Source organism: Gluconobacter cerinus, assembly GCF_025961355.1.
Taxonomy (GTDB): Bacteria; Pseudomonadota; Alphaproteobacteria; order Acetobacterales; family Acetobacteraceae; genus Gluconobacter; species Gluconobacter cerinus.
This window is the reverse complement of sequence record NZ_JAOQNM010000003.1, coordinates 1-26,667: the sequence shown is the minus strand read 5'-3', so window position 1 is coordinate 26,667 and position 26,667 is coordinate 1. Positions and strand designations below refer to the sequence as shown.

Here is a 26,667-nt window from a genome sequence, read left to right as displayed (position 1 = left end):
AATTATGCTGATTATGTCTTTTGCGGGGGCTGTGTCTATGTCTTCATTGTCATCTATCCATGCTCAGGAAGTATCCATTCCGGAACTTCCAAAGAAAGTTGATCCAGACTTGAAAAAGAACATAGTCGGGGTTTGGGAGCTGGTCTCTTATAAGGTTCAGGATAAAGAAACCGGGAAGTTGATTGACGCTATGGGCGCCCATCCGCGTGGCCGCGTCATCTTCACCCCTGACGGTTGGGTTGCGTTTAATCTTGAAGGGAGTGATCGTCAGCCGGCAAAAGATGATGCAGATCGCGCGCATCTCATGAAAACACTCGTTGCCTATATTGGCCGCTATCGTGTGGAAGGTAACCAGTGGGTTACAAGTGTACAGACAGCATGGGCGCCAGAATGGGTTGGAACAGAGCAGCGTCGTAATATCGTCGTAAAGGGGAATGAAGCTGATGTTCTGACGCCTTGGAGGATTATGCCTAACTGGGATAACGGAAAAATGTCCCGCAGCATTATCCGTTTCAAACGGGTCAATTAATCCGGAAAAGCCGGCGACCGTGCTCTACACTCCTAAAAAAGGAGCGAGCACCTGGAGGGATCGAAGAACCGTTGATTGATGTGCTTGGCTGGTAATTTCTGGCTTTTGGCGATTTTATTGACGGTTTTTGCGATGGTATCCGGTCTGCGTTTTGAGCAGATTGGGGGCTGTTACCCGCTTGATAGCTACGCTGTGATGCGGATCCGCTCCAGGAAGAGAAAGCGGCGCATATTGTAGACGATATTGGCCAGCCCGATCCTCATGCTGGCCCGGGTGATGCCGACAGTTCCGACGAACAGCCCTGTCTGTGACTTCTGATCAGCAAAGACGTGTTCGACGCGGGATCGGATCACCGACTTCCCTGCATTCGATTTCTGGATATGTCGGGGCATAGGTGGAGGGTTCGAAAAACTCTCTGGTTTTGGGTCAGTCTTTATGATTCCATTTTCCTTGCGTTGATTGGAGTATGGATCATGAAGCAGGCGGGTTTCTTTGATGTTGAAGAACGGCTTGCCCGGTTGAGTGGGCTTGGTGACCAGCTCGAAGCATTTTCCCGGACTGTGGGTTTTGAGGTGTTCCGCCCTGATCTGGAGCAGGCTCTGGCCTATTCAGATGGAAGCAAGGGCGGGCGACCGCCGTTCGATTCAGTGTTGATGTTCAGGATCCTGGTGATCCAGACGCTGAACAATTTGTCCGACAAACGGACGGAATATCTGATCAACGATCGCCTCTCCTTCATGCGCTTCCTTGGTCTGGGGCTTTCAGATCGGGTGCCTGATTCCAAAACGGTCTGGCTGTTCCGTGAACGCCTGACCCAGGCGGGAGCCATTGAAAGGCTGTTTGCCCGGTTTGATGCAACTCTGCGGAACGCGGGCTATCTGCCGATGTCGGGCCAGATCCTGGATGCAACATTGGTAGCCGCTCCAAAGCAGCGCAATACCAACACCGAGAAAGCCGACCTCCGGGCAGGGCGTATTCCTGAAGACTGGCAGGACAAGCCATCCAAATTGTCCCACAAGGATCGCCATGCGCGCTGGACGCTGAAGTTCACGAAAGCAAAGCGGCAGGATGACGGAACGATCCCCGCAACAGATCTCGCCATTCCGTTCTTTGGCTACAAATCCCACGTCTCCATCAACCGGAAATTCCGGTTCATCCGAAAATGGAAGACGACGGATGCCGCCGCCAGTGATGATGCGCGATTGAGAGAGGGGCTTCTGGATAAAACCAATACGGCCTCAAGCGTCTGGGCAGACACGGCCTATCGCTCCAAAGCCAACGAAGACTTCATGGAAAAGCAGGGCTTTGTCTCAAAGGTTCACAGGAAGGAGCCGCATCTCAAACCCATGCCACTCCATATCCAGAAATCGAATGCAGGGAAATCGGTGATCCGATCCCGCGTCGAGCACGTCTTTGCTGATCAGAAATCACAGACAGGGTTGTTCGTCCGAACCGTCGGCATCACCCGAGCCACCACGAGGATCGGGCTGGCCAATATCGTCTACAACATGCGCCGCTTTTTCTTCCTCGAGCGGATCAGCGCGAGCGCGTAGTCATTCAGCCGGGTAAAGCCCTCGATCTGCTCAAAACGCAGACCGGATGCCATCGCAAAAACCGTTAATTACATCGTCAGAAGCCTGAAATCACAAACCAAGCACATCAACCAACGGTTCTTCGATCCCTCCAGATGCGCCGTATCGCGACCCGATACGACAAGACCGCCTTGTCCTTTATGAGTTTCCTCAATATCGCCGCCGCAAGGCTCTGGATCAAATCTTTTGTCAACGCGCCCTAACACTACTTTGGCAGAAGTATGATTTTTAGGATTCCCATGGAGCTGATTGCGTGATTCATGGGGAGCCAGCTTTGACGGAGGCTGGCATTGGAAGAAGACTGGCAAGCGGATCTTGAGCGATGGCTCGTCCCGTATCTGGAAGGTCTTGGTAACAAGACGCGGCGTAAAATGTGCCCGGCCTATATCGCAGGTCTGATCGGGCCAGGAGATCGCAAGAGCATCCAGCCCATGGCCATGCGTTCGGATGCGGTCCCCTATGACCGGCTACATCATTTCATCGGAGCCGGGCTGTGGGACAAGGCCCCACTGGAAGCGACCTTGTGGAAACAGGCGGATGACCTGGTTGGTGGCGACAGATCCTGGCTGATCATCGATGACACTGCCCTGCCGAAGAAGGGGAAAGCCTCTGTAGGCGTTGCGCCCCAATACGCAACCGCACTAGGCAAGAATGCGAACTGCCAGACAATGGTCTCTGTGACACTGGCTTCGGGTGAAGTTCCGCTGATGCTGAGCCTGCGGTTGTTCCTGCCGGAAAGCTGGACAGGCGACGTCGCGCGCATGGATAAGGCAGGCGTACCTCGTGCCTTACAGGACTACCGTACGAAGCCTGAAATCGCGCTTGAGGAAATTGATCGCGTCATCGCAGCAGGCGTACGCTTCGGCTGTGTGCTGGCTGATGCAGGTTACGGGTTGTCAGCCTCGTTGCGGCAGGCACTGACCGCACGGGGTCTTTGCTGTGCTGTCGGTATTCCACGACACCAGAAGGCCTATCCCGACGATGTTCAACTGATCTTCCCGGTTGCAGGCCGTGGTCGCCCACGCATGCGGCACGTTCCGGATGTCACGTCCGTGGCTGCACACACCATGCTCGAAGGGGCAAAGTGGCGGCAGGTCAGTTGGCGCAAGGGAACGAAAGGACGTCTGACGGCTCGGTTCGCGGCCATACGCGTGCGCATCGCGGATGGCGCACCCCAGAGGATCGGCTCTGCCGGAGCCCAACACATGCCGGGCGAAGAAGCCTGGCTTGTGGGGGAGCATCGCTCGAATGGCGAACGCAAATACTATCTCTCGAACTTACCAGCCGACACGCCAATCAAGGTTCTGGCTGGCGCGATCAAAGCGCGCTGGATATGCGAACAGGCCCATCAGCAACTCAAGGAAGAGCTGGGCCTGGATCACTTTGAGGGACGATCCTGGAGCGGACTTCACCGCCATGCCTTGATGTCGATGATGGCCTACGCCTTTTTGCAATCCCGCAGGCTTGCTCAGGCGGGACAAAAAAAAAGAGCCCTCGGGCCACCACCACAACCCAGTCTACCAGCAGTGCGTCAGGCCATCCTTGACCACATGTCTCGTTCATCCCCGACACAATGCCCTCATTGCGGATGGACACTCAAAAGGCATCCTAACTCCATTCTGCCAAAGTAGTGCTAAACACAGTGGAAGTGTCAGACTCTCGAGGGCATGGCGGCGACCTTCTCTCGTTAATCCGGCGTCCAATCTTCAGAACGTAATCCATTTACCCGAGTAAATTCTCGTAGGTTTCCGCTTACAACGACCAGTCCTTTGCTCCGGGCATGCCCCGCAATCATTAGGTCGTACGGTCCGATAACACACCCACGGGCTTCCAGATCAGCCCTGATTTCTGCTGTATGTGCTGCCGCATCATCGTCAAATGGCAAAACAGACAAACGCACAGCAAAATGCTCTACCTCCCGTCGAGTTTTTGCCGGATTTTGAGATTTTTCTGCCCCATAGAGGAGTTCGTAAAGCACAACATCTGAAATACAGAGGGCCTCGGCGTTATCGTTGAAACGCTCGCGTAGGCCCTTTGGACGGTCACGCAAGACGCGGATACAAAAGTTTGTATCCAGAAGATAACGTAGCATCAAAAGCTTTCGCGGTCCTGCATTGCAGGTTGATTGCGTTCGGGTAATTCAGTGCCGGAGGACGAAAAAAAATCATCCCATGCGGCATGCGCAGGCGCAATAATGCGTCGTACGCCATCGGGAATGATCACGACGTCCTTCAGGCCAAGGTCAAAGGCAACCGCTTTGGGAAGCCGTACAGCCTGAGAGCGATTGGAAAGAAAGAGAGTTGTGCGGGCAAGCATGGCATCCTCCATACGGGATATACTGAACGTATATCCATAAATTGATCTGGTACCAACAAAATTCGTTCAGCTTTGAATTGGGCTATTTTCCGTCACCGTTCTGGAAGCCAATGTCCATAACAAACATCAAAATAGACGACGGCTTTTCATCTTTTTCCGCCGAGATCAGACCTACCCCTATTCCCCCGAAGAAGATTAGCCATAGTGTATTTCATACTCCTTAAGATTCATTCCAATCCGATAGGGCCCTTCGAACAGATCCCCGAGGGCCAGGCGCCTTCGCAAGGTCAAACGGCGTTGGGCCAGATGATACATTCGGTCATGCAGCAGATGGCAGCGTTGACAGAGTGCACGCAGATTGCGCCACCGGTTGCTGGTGGGGTCGTGATTTAGATGCGCCGCTGCCAGAACTACCTTCGTCTGTCGCATTTGCAGATGCTCGATCAGGTCCGGGGGTGAAACCCGTCTGCCTCGGCCATTGAACCAGTGCCCTGTTTCCGGATGTTTCCATCGGCCACCCGGTAAGACCTGAAGGAATTGTCCATGGGGTCGACCACACCGCTGGCACAATCCCCTAGCCCGCTCGAACCGCACCTGTCGGCTCAACTCGGGCCAGTTGAGAGGATATAATGCTTTCAGTTCCGGTCGGATCGGCATTTCTATCCTTTAGCACAAAAACAACGTTTAACGACGACGTCTTGCGGAGCCTGGCCGCCTACTCTCCTAGAAAAGATCCACCCCGAGCATATCGCAACCCCTGGTGGAAAACGGAAAACCAGCCTTATGCTCTCGACCATGACGTCCTCTGTCTCCGATCCCGTCCGTCTCGCCGAAGCCCTCCTCTTCCAGAGCAGCGGTCCTGTGTCCCGAATGACGCTGGCGCGGGCTCTGGGAGAGGACGTAGAGATCGCCCAGATCGTGAGCCAAGTGGCCAGGCGCACCGAGGGGCTGGGGTTTGAGTTGGTCGCGGCTGGAGACGGCTGGATGTTCCGCACCGCCCCCGATTTGGCAGAATCCCTTAAGGCGATGTTGGAGCGGCCGCCAGAACGCCTACCCCGCGCCGCGCTTGAAGTGCTGCTGCTGATTGCCGCGCGTCAGCCGGTCACCCGACCCGAAATCGAAAGCTTCCGGGATGCGTCCCTGCCCCAAAAAACTCTGACCCTATTGCAGGAGAAAGGACTCATTCGCAGCGTTGGCCGCAAGCCGGTCCCAGGCCAGCCCCAGCTCTGGGCCACGACCGAGACCTTCCTCGTGACCTACGGCCTGCGGTCCGTGGCCGAACTGGACCCACTGCTCGAAGGCCTGAAAGGCCCGCTTTAGGCCCCTTTTGGGCTCGTTCTATGGGGATTTTGAGACTGTTTTTTGGTAGTATAACACGTGGTAATGTTCTCTTACCGCGTATTAAATCAAGGTTGCCTTAATTGGTGTCTTACGGCAGACTCATTGGGTATTTCAGAGGGAAGATCACCGACATGACAGTCCCGACAGATCCCGCAGAGCGTCTCTCCGAAGCGCCCTCCCCTGCTCTGCAAAGTGCCTTGGACGCAGCAAAAGACAGTGCCCGGACCGCGGCCTATGCACCCGAAACCCTGCGAGCGTATGCCCATGACTGGCAGGCCTTCTGTCACTGGTGCGACGAACATGGGACGTCTTCTCTTCCGGCCGCTCCTCCCGTCGTTGCGGCCTGGCTGCACAGTCTGGCACCACGTTTCAGCCGCTCGGCTCTCAACCGTCGCCTGGCTGCCATCGGCTATCAGCATCGCATGCGGGGGCTAGAGTGGAGCTCCGGCCATGCGGCCATCCGCACCACCCTTCGCGCTGCAGGACGTGTGTATGGCGCGCCGCAGAAGCAGGCCGCTGCCCTCACCTCCCAGGAAGTCCGCAAACTCGTCGCCCCCGAGCATAGCAAAACAGTCGAAGCGCTGGCGGATCTGCGCGATCGGGCCCTTCTGCTCATCGGCTTTGCCGGGGCGCTGCGCCGTTCTGAGCTGGTTGCTCTGACGACAGAGACCGTCCGGATCGTGGCAACCGGCTTGAAGCTCCATATCGCCCGCAGCAAGACAGACCCCGAACATCGGGGCGAAGAAATTTTTTTGCCGCGCGGCAAGCATCGCGAAACCTGCCCTGTTCTGGCCCTGGAGCGCTGGCTGAAGAAGGCCGAGATTATGGACGGTCCCCTCTTCCGCTCTATCAACCGCTGGGAGCAGGTGGGACGCGATGCCCTGCATCCGGATGCGGTCCGGCAGATCCTGCTGCGTCGTGCTAGGGTGGCCGGGCTCAAGGTTCCCTCCGGGGAACGCCTCAGCCCGCATGGACTGCGCGCCGGCTTCGTTACCGAGGCCTTCCGGGCCAATGCCCGGGACGAGCAGATCATGGCGCATACCCGCCACCGAGACCTGAGCAGCATGCGCCGCTATGTCCGGCGGGCCCGTCTGGACCTGGACTCTCCTGCCCATCTTCTGGACCTGTAGCCCATGCCACAGACGACGGCTGAAATCATCGCGGACGTTGATGCGACAGTCGCGCGTCTGGAAGACTATCGTCTGGAACTGGAAGCGCGACCCGTTGCCCACGGGTATCTCGAACCGGGCCCCAGTGACGACGATGAACCAGGGGTCGGCTTTCGTCTCCCCACCCGTCCGGCACTTCCCCGCCACACCCCAATGCCACCGGCAAGCGGCACGGCCTTTTCAATCTCCGGGTCACGCCTTTTAGAGCGGAAGACCCCTCTTTCTCCTCCGCTATTCAATCCTCAACCAGACTGGCTGGCACATGTCTTGACCGTCACAGGATCAGAAGCCGTACTGGCCCGGTTCCAGGCGGCAGCAGCGGGGACTGGCCGTCTATCGTGGGGGCCAGATGTCACCAACCGTGAAGATCTGAGCCGGATCTTTCCCGTTTGGGACGCCCAGACAGCCGCTTTGATCGAACAGATTGTCCAGAGCCAGACAGTCCTTCTCGCTCGGGAGGCGGCATCCAGCTCTGTTCCGTTTGATCTTAATGCCCTTTGTCCCATGCCTTTGGATCTTCTCTCCCTCGGCCCCGCTTCCCCCATGACACAAGCGTGGCTGTGGGAGCACTGGGGAACCTCCCGGCCACTGCAGCAGGTCGACGTCATGGACGGGTATCCGAAAAAGAGCACAACCCGCTGGAGCGTCTCGTTCTGGTCGGCGGACTGGACGCCTTGGCCGGCTCTTCGGGCCATTGCGACCCAATGGCCCGACCTCACCTTTTCCATACGCCCGCTTTACGATGTCTGAGGGACTGCTTTTGGAAGTTGGAGCCTGGCAGGGCCCGCTGGAGGCGCTGCTGCAGGCCGTCCGCCATCGTGCGATAGATCTTCGGACGCTTCCGCTGAGAGAGCTGATCGACCAGTTTTTGATCTGCGTGGAAGAGCGACTTAAAAACCGTCCTCTCGAACAGACTGCGAACGATCTTGTTCTGGCAGCGACCCTTCTTCAAATGCGCTCGGCTCTTCTGCTTCGGGAAGATACTGAAGAGCACCTTGCCGCCCACTCCGCAGCCGAGCAGCTCCAACGCGCCCTGCTTCGAAAGGACAAGCTTTTGCAAGCCGTGGAGTGCTTTGAAACTCGGCCTGTGCTGGGCGAAAGTGTTTTTGGACGCGGGAAACTGCCCCCCTCGCCTTCTGCTGCTGAGACAGCGTCTTCAATCCTCACCCAAGATCTACTGGACGCGCTTTTGTCAGCATCTCGTCGGAGGGCAAAGCTGCGGCCCCCAGAGAGTATCTTCCAGCCTTCTTTAGTACCGCGTGTTTCTGTTCAGGACGCTTTGGCATGGTGGCAGCGGAAAGTTCGGGACTATCCGGAGAGCACGTGGGACCTCGTCGAGGGCGTGATTCATTTTTCTCTTGGAGCCAGCCCTCAAAACCTAATGCAGCGCAAGGCCGCGTGGGCTGCTCATCTTTCGGCCGTTTTGGAACTTGAAAAACGAGGAGAATTATATCTTAGACAGTTGCACCTGCCACGAACATTTGCAGTTGATCGTCCCTGACCAGCTATCCCGGTAAGCTTACTGTCGCAATCAGCGGATTCAGAATTATCTTCGATATCTCACTGAAGTTAAGGCTAATTTTATCCTACATTTAGAAATTAGGCCATTAGAATCAATATGTTTGGTTCTCTATTCAAACGGTACGATGAGAAATTTTTGCACCGCCTAACGGCCAGCTTATTGTGCCATTCAGTTGTTTGGACTCTTCTCGCTCTATCCCCCTCGCTGTCCGCATCATCCTCTTTCACATCTTTTGGACTCTTCTCGCACCCTCTTGGACTTTCCTCGCTCATTGCAGACAGCCGTAATGCACAGCGATTTGAATTTAGAACAGTTATCCCCTGGGATCTCCTCGCTCATTTCTTGGGCTTTGCTCGCTACAATGGTGGTTATCCCTTGGACTCTGGTCGCGCATATCTAATAAATATATCTAATAATCTTCCTAGAGCGCGCGAGCAGAGTCCAAACCACGGCGAGTGGAGTCCAAGGGAGTTCTGTGGAAAAATCGCCGCGAGCAAAGTCCAAATTGACACCCGATCGTCGGCCATGGAAAGTCAGGTTCATGGGTGAAATACACAATCTTCTTGAACGCCATGGACTCCATGAAGCTCGGCGACAGGCGTCTCTCGATGGGCAGCTAAGCCGTGTATGTGTCGATGCTGCTCATGAAGTATTAAGTGATGAAGCTTTACAAATTGGCATCACTCATTCGGGCTTTGCGATGGCTGCTCTGCCTCATAAAAAGACTGAAGAGACCGTATGGGAACGTGAAGGCGGAGGAATCAAACTTCTTATTGAAAGCGGCTTAAACGACGACAAAACTCCCGTGGGTATTCCATACGGCTCAATGGCTCGTATGATTCTCCTCTATTTACAAACTCAAGCAGTAAAGACACAATCCCGTGAAGTCGAGCTTGGCTCTTCGATGAATGCTTGGCTTAAAGTAATGGGAATTACTGTTGGTGGGAAAACTTATAATTCCGTAAGAGACCAAGCAAAAAGAATCAGTCAGTGCAGACTAACATTTTTTCGCGTCCACAATGGAGCAAAAATGGTTAGTAACGGAGCATTTGTACGGGACGCAATCTTTCCAATTCAGGAAGATGAAAATCAACCTTCGTTTTGGAGAGAAGTTGTTCGTTTAGACGAAAGTTTTTACGAAAGCTTGATTGACCACCCTTTGCCACTTCGGGAAGTAGCAATTCGTCAAATATCCGGAAAATCAAAAGCGATAGATACATATATTTGGTTAGCTTACAGGCTACATATTCTCAAAGAACCAGTATCTATCTCGTGGTATGCTTTCAAAGGGCAGTTTGGACCAGAATATGCGCGTATGCGTGACTTCAAACGTGATATTACAGGCCCACTAAAACTAGCCCTCTCTGTTTATCCAGAAGCACACGTAGATGTTGATATGGAAAAAGGGTTGATACTATATCCCTCCCCTCCTCCAGTACCAGAGAGACGTATACTAGGGCGTTAAATATATACCTATTGATTCGAAAAATAAAGATAAGGCCAAATATTGCTTGTTAGGCGAAACAATAAGTAATTTGAATAATGCCTATATCGCTTTAGATATCATCTGGAAAATTATCGCTTGCCCAGGCAATAAAGCTATCAGGACGAATGAGCGAGATATAAAGGCCCCAATAGCCCTTCGCATGACAAGCGATGTAAGAAAGCTGATCCCGATAACAATCAGAAAGTTTTCGCAATGAATTGCTCTTACTGAGATCAAGTAGAAGAGTTTTTCCGTTTAAAAGATGTTCCTTCAGGTGCGTCCGGTCACTCAGTTCGAAATCACAAGAGATCAGGAATTTGGTGAGATCGCCATACAGGCTCTCAATGTTTGCCAGCCAAACTATCTGTAAACGTCCGCTTTCGAGAAGCATGTAGCCTGCATCTAATCGGCCGGAAGTAGGCGACTGCTGCCTGTCTGCTCCTGCATCACGGAGCAGACAGGCAGATCAGGCGGGTGAGCAGAATGTCGGCTGTTGGGCGGTAAGACTGGAAAATCGGTCATTCGTGCAATCGACTGTCACGACACAAATGGGCGTCTCCTGAAGATCAACCTGACAACCTACTTCGTCGGGCGAGAGCTGTCCGTCTCATAAGACCCCGCATATATGCAGTCGTCATGCCAGCGATAGGTTCATGGTCAGTGCCTGAGGGACGGAGCAGAAACTGCAGCCAGCGCGAGGCTGAAGCGCTCCCTCTTTTTGGAGGAAATTGCTTCAGACCGCCCCTGTTCTCTCACTTTACCTTCGTAAAGGCATCGCGCAGGAAATGAGCCGCCTGGGCGACTGCGGCGGTGGCCGCCGGCGTCTTGGCAAGCGCATTGAGCATAACGAAATCGTGGATCGTCGCGTTATAGCGGGTCGTTATGACCGGCACGCCAGCTTCGACCAGGCGTCGGGCGTAGGCCTCGCCCTCGTCACGCAGGACATCGTTTTCATCTGTGATGACCAATGCTGGCGCCTGCCCGTGCAGGATGGAGTCCGGCGTGTTCAGCGGCGAAACATGCGGCTGGGCGCGGTCCGTGCCGGCAGGCAGATACTGGTTCCAGAAATAATCCATGGCTTTCGCTGTCAGCCAGGGGCCACTGGCGAACTCGTGATAGGATCCGTCATTCATCGCGGCATCGGTCACCGGATAGAACAGGAGCTGGGCTACGGGCCTGGGTCCATGCCGCTCCGCAACGAGGGCGGAGACGACCGCAACCATATTACCACCGACGCTGTCTCCGGCGATGGCAATGCGGGATGGATCGATCCCGAATTCGACCGGATGACGAGCGACATACTCCAGAACCGCATAATCCTGCTCGATCGCAGTTGGATAACGCGCCTCGGGCGAGCGTTCGTAATCGACGAAGATGACCACCGCACCGCTGCCCGCCGCCAGATCGCGCACGAGGCGGTCATGGCTGGCCGGGCCGCCCATCACCCAACCGGCACCATGATAATAGACGATGGCCGGCGCATGGTTCGGGGCGTCGAACGGGCGATAGATCCGGATGCGTGTGCTGCCGGTCGGGCCAACGGGGAGCACGCGGTCGGTGATCCGGGCAGAGGGAGCGGTGACCTTCACCGACGCCTGCGCGCCGTCCAGCAGCGCACGGGCATCGTGCGGGGACAGCGAGGGGATGGCCGGGACATGGGCGGTGGCGAGGTCGCTGAGGAAATGCTGGGTCGTGGGCTCCAGCACGGGAGCGGCGAGCGCGGGCGCGGCGGCAATAGCGGTAGCCAAGGCGATGACTGTGGAGAGGCGCTTCATGATGGAAAACTCCGTATCGATCAGGCTGCGATCGGCCTGTGAAGCATTACATATCGCGTGCGATATTATCGCGCAACATGTTAGATTGCATAGCTCCTATGCATTAACATCGCCCGAGATTTGATATTACGCGATATAATGGCCCTGCTTATGGAGGACGATATGAACGAAGACCCATCCACACCTGATCTGTCGAATTTCGTGTGCTTCTCGCTGTATGCCGCGAGCCACGCCTTCAATCGGCTGTACCAACCGCTGCTCGAGCCGCTCGGTCTCACCTATCCGCAATATCTAGTAATGACCGTCCTGTGGAGCAGTGACGGCAGACTTGTCGGCGAAATCGGATCACAACTCGATCTGGTTAGCTCCACCCTGACCCCATTGCTCAAGCGGCTGGAGGGCGCTGGCCTTGTGGAGCGCACCCGCGACCAGAAGGACGAACGACAGGTGCGCGTTCATCTGACCGAGGCCGGTCGGGCCCTGCGCGTTCAGGCCGAGACGATTCCGGCTTGTGTGTTAACGGCGACCGGGCTGTCGATCACCGAACTGCGGGACTTGCGTAATCGGGTCGACCGGCTGCGCCAAGCCGTCAGCTCTCCGCGTGCTCCGGGCTGCAATTCCGACGATCATTGAGCCTGTCATCCATCAATAACCGTTTCCAGGGAGACTGGTCTTGAGTTCCCCCTACGCCCTAACAGAGACGAGCGGGGTCATCGCACTTGGCCGCCGGCACATACCGCGCATTTTAGGCGGGATGCTCGTGATGTTGGTCGTGATCGACAACAGCCTATTCTCGCAAGCCATGAACACGTCCGTTTCAGAGAAGCGAAGAGCGACGCTCTGGCTTCTGACATGTAGGCGACTGCTGCCTGTCTGCTCTAATATCGCTGAGCAAACAGGCAAATCGTGGAAGAAAACAAAACAGTTGGACTGCTTCCGGATAAAAGGTGCGGAAAGCTGCCAGCTGATTTCACAGTTTGAAAGATGCCCCTAACAGATTTTATCTCCACTCAAAGCCAGAAAATTCCAGATCCAAAAAACTGACAATCTATTCATCGTAGTTTACTCACGAAATATCTGAGATGATCTGCAATAAAACTGGCTACAAAATAATAGCTGTGATCGTAATCAGGACGAAGATTCAGGATGAGTTCCTGCCCTGCATTCTGTGCGGCTTCCTGGAACAGTTCTGGCCTGAGCTGTTCTTTCAGAAACTGGTCCGCCAGACCCTGATCTATCAGAACAGGCAGTCTTTCCTTCGCTGTCCGCACAAGTTCAAGCGGGTCATAGGCTGCCCAACTGGCACGATCCGGCCCCAGATAAGCACTGAATGCTTTTTCACCCCATGGTACCTGCGTTGGCGCCACAATGGGTGAAAAGGCTGACACAGAACGATAGCGGCCAGGATTACGCAGCGCGATCATGATGGCGCCAAATCCACCCATCGAATGTCCCGCAATGCCTCGCTGCTGCGTAACCGGAAAGCTCGCCTCAATCAGCGCAGGAAGTTCCGTGACGACGTAATCATACATCCGATAATGCGCAGCCCACGGCTCCTGCGTCGCATTGAGGTAAAATCCGGCACCCTGTCCAAGATCGTACGCATCGTCATCGGCCACACCCACGCCCCGTGGACTGGTATCCGACGCGACAATGGCGATGCCCAGTTCTGCGGCCACGCGTTGCGCGCCAGCCTTGCCAATGAAATTCTGCTCCGTACATGTCAGACCGGAGAGCCAGTAAAGAACGGGAACCTTTTCAGTTTTTGCCTGCGGCGGCAGGTAGATCGCGAAGTTTGCTTCCACACCCAACGACACGGACTTGTGTCGCCAGACTTCCTGCACGCCCCCAAAAGAGGCATGTGTTTCCTTGCGTTCCATGGCTCTCACTGCCTTTTGCGCATGTCAGTTACCGTCCGTGAAGGTATAACTGCAGATCTTGTTCCCTGCCGGATCCCGGAGATAGGCAGCGTAAGCGCCCGGTAAGTGGCTTCGCGGGCCGGGTGCGCCTTCATCGGTTCCCCCATTGGCAAGACCTGCAGCATGAAAAGCCTCCACTTCGGCGGGTGTCGCTGCTGCAAAACCGATGGTGACACCGTTGCTTGAGGGCGCTTCACCGTTGCCTGGACGTGCAATGATGAAGGCTGGCTTTTCGCGGCCATACAGAATCCACCCATGCCCGAACGGCCCCAGGTTTTTTATGCCCAGAGCCGCAAGCGCGGCGTCATAGAATTTCGCGGATACCGCAGTATCCACTGCCCCAAGAAAAACGTGAGAGAAAACACCGTCACCGGAAATAACTGCCATGATCGTTCTCCTGTAATTTCCAACCATTGGAAATGATGTTGCGCGGTGAGACGCAGACCTTAGAAATGAATGACGGAACGGATGGATTTTCCCTCATGCATCAGATCGAAGGCCGTATTGATGTCTTCGAGCGGCATGGTGTGGGTTACGAAAGGCGCAAGTTCGATATCGCCACGCATGGCATCTTCGACCATGCCGGGAAGCTGGCTGCGTCCCTTGACCCCACCGAAAGCCGAGCCGCGCCACGAACGCCCCGTCACAAGCTGGAAGGGACGGGTTGATATCTCCTGACCGGCCCCTGCCACTCCGATGACGATCGACTGCCCCCATCCACGATGCGCGGCTTCCAGCGCCGCGCGCATGACATTGACGTTGCCGATACATTCAAAGGTGTGATCAATACCCCAGCCGGTCATTTCCACCAGAACCTGCTGGATCGGTCTGTCGTAGTCCTTCGGATTGAGGAACTCCGTAGCACCGAAGGCCTTGGCAAGTTCAAACTTTTCCGGGTTGGTATCAATAGCGAAAATCCGGCCAGCCTTTGCCTGTCGCGCTCCCTGAATGACCGCCAGACCGATCCCGCCCAGACCGAAGACGGCAACCGTATCTCCCGGCTGCACCTTGGCCGTGTTGTGTACCGCACCAATCCCTGTGGTGACGCCACATCCCAACAGACAGACATGCCCTGGATTGGATGCGGGATTGATTTTTGCCAGAGAAACCTCGGCGACAACCGTGTATTCGCTGAACGTCGAACACCCCATGTAATGATGGATCGGCTGACCTTTGTAGGAGAAGCGTGTCGTGCCATCCGGCATCACACCTTTACCCTGTGTGGCGCGCACTGAAATGCAGAGATTGGTTTTTCCCGACTTACAGAACAGACATTCACCGCATTCCGCCGTGTAAAGCGGAATGACATGGTCGCCGGGGGCAACGCTGGTGACCCCTTCTCCGACCTCGATGACAATTCCCGCGCCTTCGTGACCCAAAACGGCTGGGAACAGTCCCTCGGGATCATCCCCTGACAGGGTAAACGCATCAGTGTGGCACACACCCGTATGCGTGATCTGCACGAGCACCTCACCAGCACGAGGAGGCGCTACATCGATCTCGACAATCTCAAGGGGCTTACCCGCCTCGAAAGCAACTGCGGCCCGTGATTTCATGATTTTTTCTCCAAATAACCTATCAGCCAGCATCGAGGGCATTACCGGAGATAGGATCGAACGAGTGACACCACATTCTCGATCGAACCACTGGCAGCATCACGATCACCGGCACACTCAACAAATTCTTCCCGCAGGTGGCTTTCGAGAACACCGGCCATTAATCCGTTGATCGCTCCCCGGATAGCCGCCACCTGTTGCAGCACCGGACCGCAATCAGTTCCCTTCTCCAAAGCCTGTTCCAGCGCATCAAGTTGCCCGCGAATACGGCGCACGCGGGCCAGAACGCGCTTTTTCTCAGCCGGTGTGTGCGGCACGAACGCTTACTCCCGAATATACTACCCTTGAGTATCCTTGTCATACTATAGGGCAGTATGACGAGGATATAAGGGCGTGCTTGTCATATGATCCGATCACAATTCCGTATCGCTGAAATTTTCATCGCAACGTCCATGGGTTGCCCGTCTGTGTCTTGGGATCATTCAAGAGGTACAATTAGTGAGATCCAGACAATCTCTGCAACAAGGCTTTGAAGCGCTGATGTCCGCTATTTGGCAAACAACCTTGTGGTCCAAACGACCGACATGAGGGCGACTGCCGCCTGTCTGTTCTGGTTCCCTTGAGCAGACAGGCGAATTAGGGAGGAAAGCGGAATGTCCGCAATGGAATTGAACGAGGTGAACAGCGGACATAATGGCAGCCCTAGAGGAAAGACCAACCCCTTCCCTGGTCGTATGTCATCACTTTTCCAGCGGATGTCATCGGAAAATGCGATGTGAATACTGCTGCGGTGTGTTCGGCAGCATAATTCAAAGCCCATTTGCGCGATATGATGGCTATCTGAGGATCTGCATCAAAAACGGCACTCCACTCCGGAATACACACCTGAATAGGGTGATGCATGACATCACCCGTGAAGAGCGCACGCTCCATACCTGATTTCAGCACAAGAGACGCGTGATGTGGCGTATGCCCAGGTGTGGGGTGAAAGGAAATTCCTTCAAGAACTTCGGATCCGTCTACGTCAATCTGATCCGCAAGACCCGCCGAGATAATCGGATCAACGCTATCAATGCGTGTCATGAAACTGGTTTTATTACGGACGCTATCATGAACTGGATTACTGAAAAAATCATATTCGGCTCTAGAAAAGACATATCGGGCATTCGGGAAGGTCGGAACCCAGATGCCATTTTGCAGGCGTGTGTTCCACCCCACATGATCAACATGCAGATGGGTGAGAAGAACAAAATCGATATCTTCTGGCCGGACGCCAGCGCGCATCAGATTTTCAAGCCACACGGTGTGCAAGTGATCGAAATACAGAGCAGCAGGTCGAGCCTTGCTATTCCCGGCCCCCGTATCCACAAGAATGTTCCGACCGCGATCCTTGATGAGCCAGCTATGAACGCTCAAAAGGATTTTCGTTTCTGAAGCATCCAGCGTTTCAGACAGATCAGGATAGACCTGAAGTGCCGTTGCATCATCCCAGTCAGGAAGCAAGTGTTCTGGAGTGAGTGCTGCCAGCGTCAGATCCTGTATTTTTAGTATGCGGGCATCCCCTACAGTATACCACTGAAGATCGTTCATAATCCCAAGGCTCTGTTTTCGTTCTTATTTCTCAAAAAACACAGCGCTGTCGTCATGAAGGGAAAAGAGACTTCAATTCTTGCGGGAGTGCGCCTGTTGCATGGTTTGACAGGCACCCGAATAGTGGGTCCCATTCTTCAATCCGCAGATCACAAATCAAACCTTCGGATGCAAAGGGATCACCGGCAATCATCGCGTCAATCTCCTGCCGATTGGCGCCTTTCATAATTAGAAAGCCGGAGCGCAATGGGGTACCTTTCAACGGACCGGAGGCCAGCAGGCTGCCTTCCTGAATAAGGCGCCTGAGATACAACACGTGGGCTGCGACATGCTGTCCCCATCCCTCGCCGTCAGGGTGGTCCATGCGCACAAGATAAACAGGCATTTCGAAAGTCTCCACCAGAACTAGACTTGCCAATCACTCGAAGCCTTCAGCATATTCCTCTTTTTCGCTGGATAAATTGTCGATACGAGACATCAGTCACAACTGAGGATGATGAATGCTTGACCGGTTAACCAGCATGAAGATTTTTATCAAGGTCGTGGAATTGGGGTCCTTTGCTGCGGCCTCCCAGCATCTGACTTTGTCGCCGCAGATGGTCGCCAAGCATATAGAGGCTCTGGAGCATCACCTTGGTGCTCGCCTGTTGCATCGAACGACACGTCGGCAAAGTCTGACTGAAACAGGACGCCTCTATTGCGAGCAATGTCGGCTTGTTCTGCAGGCTGCTGAACAAGCTGACAGTCTGGCAGCCAATATGCTTGGCACACCGCGCGGCACATTATCTGTCAGCGTCCCAGTCACCTTCGGGCGAACGGTATTTCTATCATTTATTCACAGTTTTCAAAAAAGATACCCAGAAATTCAAGTGCATTTATCCCTGACAGACCAACTGGTTCACCCCACAATGGATGGTCATGAGGCTGTGATCCGAATTGGTGAACTGGAAACGGACCTTACAGCGGTCAGTCGTCCTTTGACGGCCTATCGTCGGGTCATCTGCGCGGCTCAAACCTATCTGGAAAAACACGGTTTTCCAGGGCAGCCCGAAGATCTGATGCGCCACGAGTGTCTCGTATATGAAAACTCCGGCGGCCCTGTAACCACGTGGTACCTTTCTCAGGGGAGCGTTACGCGACCTGTCACCGTGTCCGGGAAGATAATCAGTAATGATTCAAGTGTTCTGCATTCTGCAGCTCTTGGTGGCGATGGCATTCTGCTGGGATACGAGCAGGCTCTGCTTCCAGATATGAAAAGCAAACGGCTTGTCCGGCTTATGCCCAGGTGGAAAGTTCCGGACAGGCCCATGCACCTGCTCTATAACGCAGGTCCGGTTATGACACCAAAGCTGCGGGTCTTTGTGACCGAGCTTCAAGAGGCTTTCCAGCCTGAAGCCTCTTTTCGACGGAAGGGTGCCTGACTCCTAAGCTCAGTTGGCAATAAGTTCCTGTTCACCATCCCTGTTCAGTCGGAAGAACAAACAGTTCTGCAACATCCATGCGTGCAGGTGATTTCAAAGCAAAAAGGATGCTGTCTGCTATGTCCTCGCCTTCGAGAAAGGTCATGGACGCTGCAAGATCATCCATTTGTTTGCGGTAATCAGCATCTGTAATGTGGTCGTAAAGCTCCGATTTTACGGCTCCCGGCTGAATGCAGGTAATGCGGATATTATGCTTTGGTCCGATCTCCATTCTGAGGCCGTCTGAAAACGCTGTCACCGCAGCTTTGGTGGCACAATAAACGGCGAGACCCGTAAAGACTTTCCGGCCTGCAATCGAGGACATGTTAAAAATATGGCCCGAATGTTGTGCGATCATCTGCGGAAGAACGGCTGCCGTTCCATTAAGAACACCGGATATATTGACGTCCACCATCTGCTGCCATTCGTCCACTTTCACGCTGTCAACGCTAGATAGGGGCATCAGGCCCGCATTGTTGACCAGAACATCAATCCTTCCAAATTGGGCAATCAAGCTCTTTGCGGCTTCTTGACACGAGACAAGGTCAGTAACGTCCGTCACCAGAGGAATCGCTCGACCGCCAGCCTTGATAATCTCACTGACAAGTGCATTCAGGCGATCATGACGACGTGCCGCCAGGCCGACTGTCATTCCTTCTGCTGCAAGTTTGCGCGCTGTTGCCGCACCAATGCCACTGGATGCTCCGGTCACCAGAGCAATTTTTCCTGCAATGTTCATAATCTTCTCCACGCAACGAGCCTTCAATCGCCCTTGTTGGTCGAAGGAGGTGTAAATTATGCCAGAAGATATCTCTCTTGGCTTCTTGCTGAAACTATTGCGATTTTGCGCTATAGATAGTCGTGCATGGAAATCAGGGAGTGTAACAGATGGGGGTGCCCTGCCTTCCTTCTCGGCGTGCTGCCAGTTTGGCACTGGAGCAACTTCTCCCCGGGAAGAAAATCGCACAAAGTGAAGGGGATGTCTGGAACGACGTTGACGTCCAGATCTTCTCTCGCCCGTTACAAGAAGACGAAATTCTTGTACCTGCCGTCGCAGAACCCTTGCTTGTCTGGGTTATCAGCGGAGAAGCAAATATTGAAGAGCGTGAACTGACAGGACCTTGGGAACAGAGCAAGGCAAAAGCTGGAACGTTTTACCTCACGCAGACGGACACACCCTATCTGATGCGTTGGCAGGGCAAGGACGACACTTGTTTTGAAGTGTTGCATCTCTATCTTGGACTTGAGCTTGTTAACCGAGCCGCCATGTCATTAAATCTGAACTCCTCACGTATTCGAATGCGGGATGTCTCGGGAGGACAGGACGTTTTTATATCAGGCATTTTGAGTGGTCTGGTAGCTGAAATGCAATCTCCCGCCATTGCAAATCCCTTATTTGTAAATGGTCTTCTGGAAAGTCTGACAGTTCATCTTTTAAGACAGTATGCTGATGCCAGAGCTAAGATAAAGCTACGATCCACTCTCTTGCCCACATGGAAACTGCGTAGAGTTCTTGATCATATGGAAGCACATCTGGCTGAGGCATTTGATTTGGATTGTCTTGCTGCTTTGTGTGGCATGAGCCGTTTTCACTTCAGTCGCTCATTCCGTACAACCACGGGACAAACCCCCTCTGGTTGGTTCATGCAGCACCGCGTCCAGAAAGCATCAGAAATGCTTCGTAAGACCAATCTTTCCATTATCGAGATCGCCTTGGGGATCGGATACGACAGTCCAAGTCACTTTGCTCAGGTCTTCCGCAGAGTGAAAGGTGTCAGTCCTCGTGACTATAGAAAACTGTAATCACTCTCTGAATAAGGTTTCAGAAAAAACCTTGGTAAAAAAGTTCACCTAAATACAGTCCCATTCCAAAGACAGCATGAGCGCTTATACTGAGAAATAGTCCTTTTCCAGGATTGGGAGCCCTAAGTCCGAAAAAACCGCCGCCCAAAGCGGGTTTCATAAACAGGAATGGCGCTAAAAGCGTAATCAGTCCGAAGATCAGACCATTCAACAATGTGGGGACTGTCTCTGCTATGACAGTCACAAAACTGAGATACAGTGCAGCATAAATAGCACCAATCAGATAATGAAATGCCCAGCCGACAACTGCCTCTCCTTTCAGGATCGGTCTTTTTCCAATCATTGGATCATAGATCCTGCCGTTGCGCCACCCTATGACCCAGCGGCCCGTGACAGGCCAGTTGGCTGCAGGAATTCCAGTCAATGGTTTCTGGGCTTGTTGCCAGATATCGGATGCGGCAGTCGCCACGACGCCGACTGTCAGAATTTCGAGCAAATTCATACAGCATGTCCTCGAAGTAAGAGTGTTCTCACACACTTTCATGTCACTTTTCTAGTTTCATGATATACTGACGAAATCGCACTCTAGCAACACAAGAAGTTACATGAGACAAGATAACAGATTATCCTGTGTGCTCCACGTACTCCTGCATATGGCAGAAGCAGGGGGGCCCATGACGTCAGAAGCCCTGGCTCGCGCCCTTAACACCAACCCCGTGGTTGTGCGACGTCTTATGGGCGGTCTGCGTGAGCATGGATATGTGCACTCCGAGAAAGGACATGGCGGGGGGTGGACGCTTTCATGCCAGTTGGATCGGGTAACGCTGCGAGATATTTACGAGGCTCTTGATGCCCCAAGATTATTCGCCATAGGGAACCGAAGTGAAAAGACTGAATGCCTTGTTGAGGAAGCCGTTAACGATGCATTGAGTGGCGTCCTTGCGGATGTTACGGTCCAACTTCTCGCGCGTTTTGGCCAGATTACACTTGCAGCGCTTCATGCCGACTTCCATCAGAGGCTAGCAGCGCGTCATGCTCCGGCCACGCTCTGCAAGTAGACCAAGGGCTGATGGCTAGGTGTTTAGTCCCGGGATTTGATGGGGTATTATTTTCACGCGAGTGGAAGGAAGCCTTATGGGACAGATACGTCATGGCAGCGCCACGACCACGCACGCCGTGCGAGCAGCAATACAGCGATCGCAGGCTTCGCTCGCGGCGCTGAGCGAGGAGTTCGGGATCAACCCGAAAACAGTTGCAAAATGGCGAAAGCGCCAGACTGTCGAAGATCAGAAAACTGGCCCTAAAGAGCCTCGCTCAACGAGCCTGACAGAAACCGAAGAAGCCATGGCAGTCGCTTTTCGCCGGCATACTTTACTGCCGCTGGATGACTGCCTTTATGCCCTGCAGGCCAGCATTCCTCATCTGACACGTTCGGCCCTGCATCGCTGCTTTCAGCGTCACGGGATATCCCGGTTGCCGGACATCGAAGGAGACAGGCTCAAACGCCAGCGCTTCAAACGCTATCCCATCGGCTTTTTTCACATCGATATTGCCGAAGTCCAGACTGCTGAAGACAAGCTGCACCTCTTCGTTGCTATCGACCGGACAAGCAAATTCGCTGTCACACAACTCGTCGGGAAAACTGATCGGAAGACCGCCTGGGAATTCCTCGAACATCTCCTGAGCATCATCCCTTACCGGATCCATACCATTCTGACCGATAACGGCATCCAGTTCTCTGACCAACCCCGTAATCGCAATACGGCCTGGTCGCGTCCCATGCGCTTCGACCTGATCTGCGAAGCCCAGGGGATCGAACATCGTCTGACGAAACCCAATCATCCCTGGACGAACGGTCAGGTTGAGCGGATGAACCAGACAATCAAGGAAGCAACCGTCAAACGCTTCCATTACGATAGTCATGAGCAGTTGAGGACACACCTCAACGACTTCATGGCAGCCTATAATTTCGGGCGAAGACTCAAGACCCTCAGTGGCCTTACCCCTTACGAATACATCTGCAAAATCTGGACTTCAGAGCCAGAAAGATTCATCATCAATCCAAACCATCAAACCGCGGTACCAAACGCCTAAGGCTGGCACGCCCGCCCAAGCGATATAAACCCTCGTATCGCGCTGGAGTGCATTGCGTTAGGCTTGCACCGGTGGTGCGGGGCGTTCGTCGACTGGCGCAGCAAAGCACCCAGCAAGTGCGGGGCTACGACTGCCCCAGTCCTCCGGCGGTACTCGCCAGAATCTCGGCCAGGGAACATGGCGTGCCTCCGGTCAAACGCACGATGTCACCGCTGACGATGTCGTAGGCGCCACGCGCCTGCCGCGTCTTTATCGATACCACGGCATCGGCCACAACCTCATGCAGACCCGTTTTGAGCAACCCGGCTCGCAACACCTCGGCGCGCATCACGTTCAAGACAAACGGCCGCTGGATGTGCTGCGCGACCAGCCTGCACACCGCTTTACCGCGCAGGGTTTCAGGGCCTGTCAGCTGATATATGGCGCCCTCGTGGCCTTCGCTGGTCAATGCGGCGGCGGCAGCTTTGGCCACATCGCCGCGCGAAACGAAACTGACGCGGCTGTCCTCAAGCGCCGCAAGCCCGCCTGCCGTCAAAGACATCCGCACCTCTTCGACCAGCGTCTCGGAAAAATAGCTCATACGCAGTATCGTCCATGCGGGGATCGCGCTCTTGATCAACGCCTGCTCACTGTGCCAATACGCCGCGCCAACGGCGGCCTCCCCCTCACGCTGCGTCCCGGTTGCCGACAACAGGAAGACGTGACCGACTTGGGCCTGTGCAGCGGCATCCACGGCCGCCAACATCTGGCGCGAACGAATCCCCGGCCGCAGATCAGCCCCTGGAATCAACAGCAGGCGATCCAAGCCCTGATAGGCCGCCACCAATGTCTCGGATTGGTCATAGTCGCCCAAGCGACCTGCGTAGGTTAGATCGGTCTTGGGGGTGCGCGAAATCGCCACCAAATTTTCGGCCGCAACCGTTTCCGCCAACGCCTGAACAACTGCGCTACCGAGCTGACCGCTGGCACCGCTTACACCTATTTTCATCATCAGATTCCATGGTTATTTATGGTTCCTTAGGATAAATTTGTTCCTATAAGCTAACAAGTACGCATGAATTCATGCGTCAAGAACACCCAGGTTCCTGTCGCCCCAAGGAGTAGCAATGGAAAATATAGAAGCGGAATGTCGCGGCCTGGCAGAGGTGATTGCACGCATTGGCGACAAGTGGACGGTTATGGTCTGTGGCCATCTCTCAGAAGGCACCCATCGTTTCAATGCGTTGAAGCACCGCGTCCCCGGCATCTCGCACCGGATGCTGACCATCACTCTGCGCGGGCTCGAGCGCGATGGACTGGTGGCTCGCAAAGCCTATGCTACCGTCCCGCCGAAGGTTGAGTACTGTCTGACCCCATTGGGGCAAAGCCTGACAGGACCTCTGGCAGCCCTGGCAAGTTGGGCACGCGAGAACCGGCCCGCCCTTGAACAGGCCCGCGCCGCATTTGATCGTCGTGCCGCGCAGGACTGATCTGGCGTTGAGGTGTGATGAAGCGCGCCGTCAATCAGCGGCGCATGCGGGGCATCATTCCATCAAGTTGAACCACTTAACCATGCGCTCGCTCAGGTGTTTGTCCAGAGATGTCGGTTCATTTTGCTACAGTATAATTACCAATATGCGCAGCATCGTGAGGCACATGAGCGGAAATTACTGGCAGACGGGAACAACGGTGACGGCATACGCGAGTATGTCGGACTTGCCACGCGCACATGTCCGGTTTTGGAAATCTTTATCGCGCCTTGTATGTCGAGGATGAGGGCGTAAGCGGACCAGCTGCTTGCGCCTACTTTATCGACGTTATCGGGGCTGTGTCAGCTTCCGCAAAGCGGACGCGCGTCATGGCCTACAAAGATTGTTCACTTGAGGATTTCGTTGAACTCGAGGACGTTCCGGTCCGGATCACGGATGAAACAGACAATGCGTCTGTCATGTCCCATCTGGACTGGCCCTTCCGTGATGGCGATCTGTTCCTGTTCCAGCCAGCGCACCAGATCTGCCACGCTCTCAACAATGAACGCCGCGTGCGTGTAGCCCGGACGTTTGATGGGAACGTCCATAAGAACATTCCCGGCTGGGTCTGGCACACCATTGAAAATGAGATGGATACGAAGTCCGGATGGGTGGCGTAGGCCACAGGCTTTCACGGCCGGAGCGAACTCTTCCGGATCGCGGATGAAGCCGAATTTGGCATAAAACCGTTCAGAAACTTCCAGATCGGTCACGCGAATGCCAACATGATCGAACGTCAGGTGCGCGAAGTTCATTGCCCGTCTCCTCTTTCCAGGCCCACCACGGTTTTCTGGAACGGGACAAATCCCCTCAGACTTTCTAAGCGCTGCAACCAGACAGCAATCGCGTCGTATCCCGATAGATCAACATTTCCCTCCGGTGCTCTTGCGATATAGCTGTAGAGAGCGACATCCGCGATCGTGGGCTGTTGGGTTCCTGCGATCCAGGTTCTAGCCTTCAGGGCCTGCTCGATCACTTTGAGCGTGTCATGAGCGCGTTGAATAACCTCTGCCACATCAAAATGGACGCCAAAAACCGTCACTAGACGTGCGGCGCAGCATCCATACGCAATCTTTCCCGCCGCCACCGACAGCCAGCGCTGGACTTCGGCCTCTGTCACGGTGTCCTCCGGCAGCCAATGAGACGGACCGACTTTCCGTGCCGCATACACAAGGATGGCATTGGAATCCGGAATAGTGATCCCGCCATCTTCCAGGACGGGAATTTCCCCGAATGCATTCAGCTCCAGGAATTTCGCAGTCTTCTGCTCACTTGCGGCAAGGTCAACAGGCTTCAACTCATGAGGCAGGCCAGCAAGAGAGAGAAAGAGATGCGCTCGATGCGCATGTCCCGAAAGAGGATGATAGTAGAGTTTCATGGGAACTCCCGAAAGAACGACTGAACAGGAGCATTGTCTTTCCACGGGATGAGGTGTGCGATAATCTCTCAAAAATGCACTTCACTATTGCGGTTTACGCTTATAATGTTGATTTTCACTGAGAACTGACCCTGGGAGAGGGGAAATTTTCATTAAGAATTGACCCATGCCTGACACTGCTCCCGACGCATGAGCGCGGGAGGCGAAGGAGTGATCAGCATGGACTTGTTGAGTGTAATCCGCCGTTGGCACTATCGGGATCGTCTGCCGATCCGTGAGATTGAACGCCGGACGCACCTGTCGCGGAATACGATCCGCAAATATCTTCGATCCGAAACGCTTGAGCCGGTTTTTGCGTGCGCTGTCCGGATGAGCAAGCTGGACCCGTTTGCACAAAAGCTGACGAACTGGCTGATGCTTGAGGCTTCGAAGTCGCGCAAACATAAACGCACAGGGCGCCGCTTTCATGCGGATCTTGTAGCGCTTGGCTATACGGGGTCGTATGGCCGGGTTGCCGCCTTCATAAGAGATTGGAAAGCCGAGCAGCAGAAGGTGAAACAGACGACGGGGCGTGGCGTGTTCGTGCCCCTGAGCTTTCAGCCAGGCGAAGCCTTCCAGTTCGACTGGGGTGAGGACTGGGCGGTTATTGGGGGACGGCGGATCAAACTGCAGGTTGCCCACACCAAGCTTTGCTATAGCCGTGCCTTCATTTTGCGGGCCTATCCACTCCAGACGCATGAAATGCTGTTCGATGCCCTGACAGAGGCTTTCCGCGTTCTGGGAGGCGTTCCCCGCAGAGGTATTTTCGACAACATGAAAACAGCGGTGGATTGTATCGGGCAGGGCAAAGCCCGTCAGGTCAATCTGCGTTTTTCTGCCTTGGTCAGCCATTACCTCTTCGAGGCGGAATTCTGTAATCCGGCCGCAGGCTGGGAGAAAGGACAGATCGAGAAGACCGTTCAGGACGCGCGGCGGCAGATCTGGCAGGACATGCCGAATTTTCCAGACCTGACAGCTTTGAATGCCTGGCTTGAGACGCGTTGCCTGGAGCAGTGGATCAGCCTGCGTCATGTCGAACTGCCTGGCAATGTCGCCGCGGCGCATGCGGCGGAGATGCCTCACCTGATGGTGCCGGGACGAGCATTTGACGGGTTTGTCGAGCACACCAAGCGTGTATCGCCGACCTGCCTCATTCAGTTCGAGAGCAATCGTTACAGCGTGCCGGCGTCCTTTGCCAATCGGCCTGTCAGTCTGCGCGTCTATCCCGAGCGGCTGGTCGTTGCAGCCGAAGGCAAAGTGCTTTGCGAGCACTCCCGGATCGTGACGCGCTTCCATGGGCTGCCTGGACGAACGGTCTATGACTGGCGGCATTACCTGGCTGTACTCCAGCGCAAACCGGGTGCCTTGCGCAATGGCGCACCTTTCACTGACCTGCCCGAAGCGTTTCGCATTCTCCAAACCCATCTGCTTCGCCGTCCCGGTGGTGACCGGGAAATGGTCGAGATCCTTGCTCTGGTTCTACATCATGACGAGCAGGCCGTGCTTTGTGCTGTCGAACTCGCAATCGGGGATGGCGTGGCGACAAAGACCCATATCCTCAACACACTGCACCGTCTGACCGACGCCAAG

General features: G+C 54.6%; 31 protein-coding genes and 1 pseudogene. 15 read left to right on the top strand and 17 right to left on the bottom strand.

What is annotated here, in order from left to right:
- Nucleotides 1-4: 4 nt before the first annotated feature.
- Nucleotides 5-529: a lipocalin-like domain-containing protein gene (locus M2305_RS15610; protein WP_095666533.1), complete on the top strand. Its 525-nt coding sequence runs from the start codon at nucleotides 5-7 to the stop codon at nucleotides 527-529.
- Between the two features lie 185 nt (nucleotides 530-714).
- Here M2305_RS15610 and M2305_RS15605 read toward each other — a convergent pair.
- Nucleotides 715-924, bottom strand: a pseudogene (locus M2305_RS15605) (IS5/IS1182 family transposase); the annotation flags it as partial.
- A 75-nt stretch (nucleotides 925-999) separates the two neighbouring features.
- Here M2305_RS15605 and M2305_RS15600 point away from each other — a divergent pair.
- Both M2305_RS15600 and M2305_RS15595 read left to right on the top strand, forming a co-directional pair.
- Entirely contained in the window at nucleotides 1,000-2,082 is a 1,083-nt protein-coding gene (locus tag M2305_RS15600) for an IS5 family transposase (RefSeq protein WP_211499666.1), read from the top strand.
- Between the two features lie 323 nt (nucleotides 2,083-2,405).
- Nucleotides 2,406-3,752, top strand: coding sequence for an IS701 family transposase (locus M2305_RS15595; RefSeq protein WP_373687810.1), 1,347 nt, complete (start codon nucleotides 2,406-2,408; stop codon nucleotides 3,750-3,752).
- Nucleotides 3,753-3,808: 56 nt separating this feature from the next.
- Here the strand turns inward: M2305_RS15595 and vapC are convergent, their stop codons facing one another.
- The 3 genes from vapC to M2305_RS15580 all read right to left on the bottom strand — a co-directional run bounded on the left by vapC (nucleotide 3,809) and on the right by M2305_RS15580 (nucleotide 5,094).
- Nucleotides 3,809-4,213 (bottom strand): type II toxin-antitoxin system tRNA(fMet)-specific endonuclease VapC, encoded by a 405-nt coding sequence (vapC, locus tag M2305_RS15590; RefSeq protein ID WP_211499662.1) that lies wholly within the window; start codon nucleotides 4,211-4,213, stop codon nucleotides 3,809-3,811.
- On the bottom strand, nucleotides 4,213-4,437 hold the full coding sequence (gene vapB / locus M2305_RS15585; protein ID WP_211499663.1) for a type II toxin-antitoxin system VapB family antitoxin: 225 nt from the start codon (nucleotides 4,435-4,437) through the stop codon (nucleotides 4,213-4,215). Before vapB ends, vapC begins: the two co-directional genes overlap by 1 nt.
- 195 nt (nucleotides 4,438-4,632) lie before the next feature.
- The gene (locus M2305_RS15580) at nucleotides 4,633-5,094 is read right to left on the bottom strand and encodes a hypothetical protein (protein ID WP_211509061.1); all 462 of its coding nucleotides are present in this window, start codon (nucleotides 5,092-5,094) and stop codon (nucleotides 4,633-4,635) included.
- A 138-nt stretch (nucleotides 5,095-5,232) separates the two neighbouring features.
- Here M2305_RS15580 and scpB point away from each other — a divergent pair, with 138 nt between their 5' ends.
- From scpB to M2305_RS15555, 5 genes are all read left to right on the top strand, one after another.
- Entirely contained in the window at nucleotides 5,233-5,757 is a 525-nt protein-coding gene (scpB, locus tag M2305_RS15575) for an SMC-Scp complex subunit ScpB (protein WP_249195480.1), read from the top strand.
- Nucleotides 5,758-5,909: 152 nt separating this feature from the next.
- The gene (locus tag M2305_RS15570; RefSeq protein WP_211497638.1) at nucleotides 5,910-6,908 is read left to right on the top strand and encodes a site-specific integrase; all 999 of its coding nucleotides are present in this window, start codon (nucleotides 5,910-5,912) and stop codon (nucleotides 6,906-6,908) included.
- Between the two features lie 3 nt (nucleotides 6,909-6,911).
- Entirely contained in the window at nucleotides 6,912-7,697 is a 786-nt protein-coding gene (locus M2305_RS15565) for a hypothetical protein (RefSeq protein ID WP_264649992.1), read from the top strand.
- Complete coding sequence (locus tag M2305_RS15560) at nucleotides 7,690-8,448, top strand: segregation and condensation protein A (protein WP_015074853.1); 759 nt, start codon at nucleotides 7,690-7,692, stop codon at nucleotides 8,446-8,448. The genes M2305_RS15565 and M2305_RS15560 overlap by 8 nt, the downstream gene beginning before the upstream one ends.
- A gap of 562 nt (nucleotides 8,449-9,010) precedes the next feature.
- Nucleotides 9,011-9,934 carry a replication protein RepA gene (locus tag M2305_RS15555; protein WP_016738647.1) on the top strand — a complete coding sequence of 308 codons (924 nt, stop codon included), beginning with the start codon at nucleotides 9,011-9,013 and terminating at the stop codon, nucleotides 9,932-9,934.
- A 91-nt stretch (nucleotides 9,935-10,025) separates the two neighbouring features.
- Here the strand turns inward: M2305_RS15555 and M2305_RS15550 are convergent, their stop codons facing one another.
- Together M2305_RS15550 and M2305_RS15545 are read right to left on the bottom strand one after the other, a co-directional pair.
- Nucleotides 10,026-10,346: an aromatic-ring hydroxylase C-terminal domain-containing protein gene (locus M2305_RS15550; RefSeq protein WP_015074855.1), complete on the bottom strand. Its 321-nt coding sequence runs from the start codon at nucleotides 10,344-10,346 to the stop codon at nucleotides 10,026-10,028.
- 361 nt (nucleotides 10,347-10,707) lie between these two features.
- The gene (locus M2305_RS15545; RefSeq protein WP_015074857.1) at nucleotides 10,708-11,730 is read right to left on the bottom strand and encodes an alpha/beta hydrolase; all 1,023 of its coding nucleotides are present in this window, start codon (nucleotides 11,728-11,730) and stop codon (nucleotides 10,708-10,710) included.
- Between the two features lie 162 nt (nucleotides 11,731-11,892).
- Here M2305_RS15545 and M2305_RS15540 point away from each other — a divergent pair, with 162 nt between their 5' ends.
- Nucleotides 11,893-12,363, top strand: a complete 471-nt coding sequence (locus M2305_RS15540; RefSeq protein ID WP_029495916.1) for a MarR family winged helix-turn-helix transcriptional regulator — start codon at nucleotides 11,893-11,895, stop codon at nucleotides 12,361-12,363.
- Nucleotides 12,364-12,782: 419 nt separating this feature from the next.
- Here M2305_RS15540 and fghA read toward each other — a convergent pair whose 3' ends face one another.
- The 6 genes from fghA to M2305_RS15510 form a co-directional block, all read right to left on the bottom strand.
- Entirely contained in the window at nucleotides 12,783-13,610 is an 828-nt protein-coding gene (gene fghA / locus M2305_RS15535; protein ID WP_003618986.1) for an S-formylglutathione hydrolase, read from the bottom strand.
- Between the two features lie 24 nt (nucleotides 13,611-13,634).
- On the bottom strand, nucleotides 13,635-14,036 hold the full coding sequence (locus M2305_RS15530) for a VOC family protein (RefSeq protein ID WP_003618982.1): 402 nt from the start codon (nucleotides 14,034-14,036) through the stop codon (nucleotides 13,635-13,637).
- A 59-nt stretch (nucleotides 14,037-14,095) separates the two neighbouring features.
- Nucleotides 14,096-15,205, bottom strand: coding sequence for an S-(hydroxymethyl)glutathione dehydrogenase/class III alcohol dehydrogenase (locus M2305_RS15525; protein WP_016738644.1), 1,110 nt, complete (start codon nucleotides 15,203-15,205; stop codon nucleotides 14,096-14,098).
- 41 nt (nucleotides 15,206-15,246) lie between these two features.
- The gene (frmR, locus tag M2305_RS15520) at nucleotides 15,247-15,522 is read right to left on the bottom strand and encodes a formaldehyde-responsive transcriptional repressor FrmR (protein WP_015074861.1); all 276 of its coding nucleotides are present in this window, start codon (nucleotides 15,520-15,522) and stop codon (nucleotides 15,247-15,249) included.
- Nucleotides 15,523-15,907: 385 nt separating this feature from the next.
- On the bottom strand, nucleotides 15,908-16,795 hold the full coding sequence (locus tag M2305_RS15515) for an MBL fold metallo-hydrolase (protein WP_015074864.1): 888 nt from the start codon (nucleotides 16,793-16,795) through the stop codon (nucleotides 15,908-15,910).
- A gap of 52 nt (nucleotides 16,796-16,847) precedes the next feature.
- Nucleotides 16,848-17,180, bottom strand: a complete 333-nt coding sequence (locus M2305_RS15510) for a YciI family protein (RefSeq protein ID WP_016737605.1) — start codon at nucleotides 17,178-17,180, stop codon at nucleotides 16,848-16,850.
- Between the two features lie 115 nt (nucleotides 17,181-17,295).
- Here M2305_RS15510 and M2305_RS15505 point away from each other — a divergent pair, with 115 nt between their 5' ends.
- Nucleotides 17,296-18,216, top strand: a complete 921-nt coding sequence (locus M2305_RS15505) for a LysR family transcriptional regulator (RefSeq protein ID WP_015074865.1) — start codon at nucleotides 17,296-17,298, stop codon at nucleotides 18,214-18,216.
- 31 nt (nucleotides 18,217-18,247) lie between these two features.
- Here the strand turns inward: M2305_RS15505 and M2305_RS15500 are convergent, their stop codons facing one another.
- A complete protein-coding gene (locus M2305_RS15500) occupies nucleotides 18,248-18,994 on the bottom strand; it encodes an SDR family oxidoreductase (protein WP_016737604.1) in 747 nt (248 codons plus the stop codon).
- Between the two features lie 149 nt (nucleotides 18,995-19,143).
- Between M2305_RS15500 and M2305_RS15495 the strand changes: the two genes are divergently transcribed.
- Nucleotides 19,144-20,058: a helix-turn-helix domain-containing protein gene (locus M2305_RS15495; protein WP_015074867.1), complete on the top strand. Its 915-nt coding sequence runs from the start codon at nucleotides 19,144-19,146 to the stop codon at nucleotides 20,056-20,058.
- 19 nt (nucleotides 20,059-20,077) lie between these two features.
- Here M2305_RS15495 and M2305_RS15490 read toward each other — a convergent pair whose 3' ends face one another.
- Complete coding sequence (locus tag M2305_RS15490; protein WP_015074868.1) at nucleotides 20,078-20,560, bottom strand: DUF2938 family protein; 483 nt, start codon at nucleotides 20,558-20,560, stop codon at nucleotides 20,078-20,080.
- Nucleotides 20,561-20,663: 103 nt separating this feature from the next.
- Here M2305_RS15490 and M2305_RS15485 point away from each other — a divergent pair, with 103 nt between their 5' ends.
- Entirely contained in the window at nucleotides 20,664-21,116 is a 453-nt protein-coding gene (locus tag M2305_RS15485) for an Rrf2 family transcriptional regulator (protein ID WP_080578982.1), read from the top strand.
- A 76-nt stretch (nucleotides 21,117-21,192) separates the two neighbouring features.
- Nucleotides 21,193-22,152 carry an IS481 family transposase gene (locus M2305_RS15480; RefSeq protein WP_016738641.1) on the top strand — a complete coding sequence of 320 codons (960 nt, stop codon included), beginning with the start codon at nucleotides 21,193-21,195 and terminating at the stop codon, nucleotides 22,150-22,152.
- Nucleotides 22,153-22,276: 124 nt separating this feature from the next.
- Here the strand turns inward: M2305_RS15480 and M2305_RS15475 are convergent, their stop codons facing one another.
- Complete coding sequence (locus M2305_RS15475; RefSeq protein ID WP_016738640.1) at nucleotides 22,277-23,143, bottom strand: NAD(P)H-binding protein; 867 nt, start codon at nucleotides 23,141-23,143, stop codon at nucleotides 22,277-22,279.
- 115 nt (nucleotides 23,144-23,258) lie between these two features.
- On the opposite strand from M2305_RS15475, the gene M2305_RS15470 reads away from it, so the two are divergent.
- Nucleotides 23,259-23,621 (top strand): winged helix-turn-helix transcriptional regulator, encoded by a 363-nt coding sequence (locus M2305_RS15470; protein ID WP_015074872.1) that lies wholly within the window; start codon nucleotides 23,259-23,261, stop codon nucleotides 23,619-23,621.
- Between the two features lie 386 nt (nucleotides 23,622-24,007).
- Here M2305_RS15470 and M2305_RS15465 read toward each other — a convergent pair whose 3' ends face one another.
- Together M2305_RS15465 and M2305_RS15460 are read right to left on the bottom strand one after the other, a co-directional pair.
- Nucleotides 24,008-24,415 carry a VOC family protein gene (locus tag M2305_RS15465; protein WP_015074873.1) on the bottom strand — a complete coding sequence of 136 codons (408 nt, stop codon included), beginning with the start codon at nucleotides 24,413-24,415 and terminating at the stop codon, nucleotides 24,008-24,010.
- Nucleotides 24,412-25,038 carry a glutathione S-transferase family protein gene (locus M2305_RS15460; protein ID WP_015074874.1) on the bottom strand — a complete coding sequence of 209 codons (627 nt, stop codon included), beginning with the start codon at nucleotides 25,036-25,038 and terminating at the stop codon, nucleotides 24,412-24,414. The genes M2305_RS15465 and M2305_RS15460 overlap by 4 nt, the downstream gene beginning before the upstream one ends.
- Before the next feature lie 219 nt (nucleotides 25,039-25,257).
- Here M2305_RS15460 and istA point away from each other — a divergent pair.
- Nucleotides 25,258-26,667 (top strand): IS21 family transposase (gene istA / locus M2305_RS15455; RefSeq protein WP_264649991.1); only part of this gene is annotated, 1,410 nt, incomplete at its 3' end.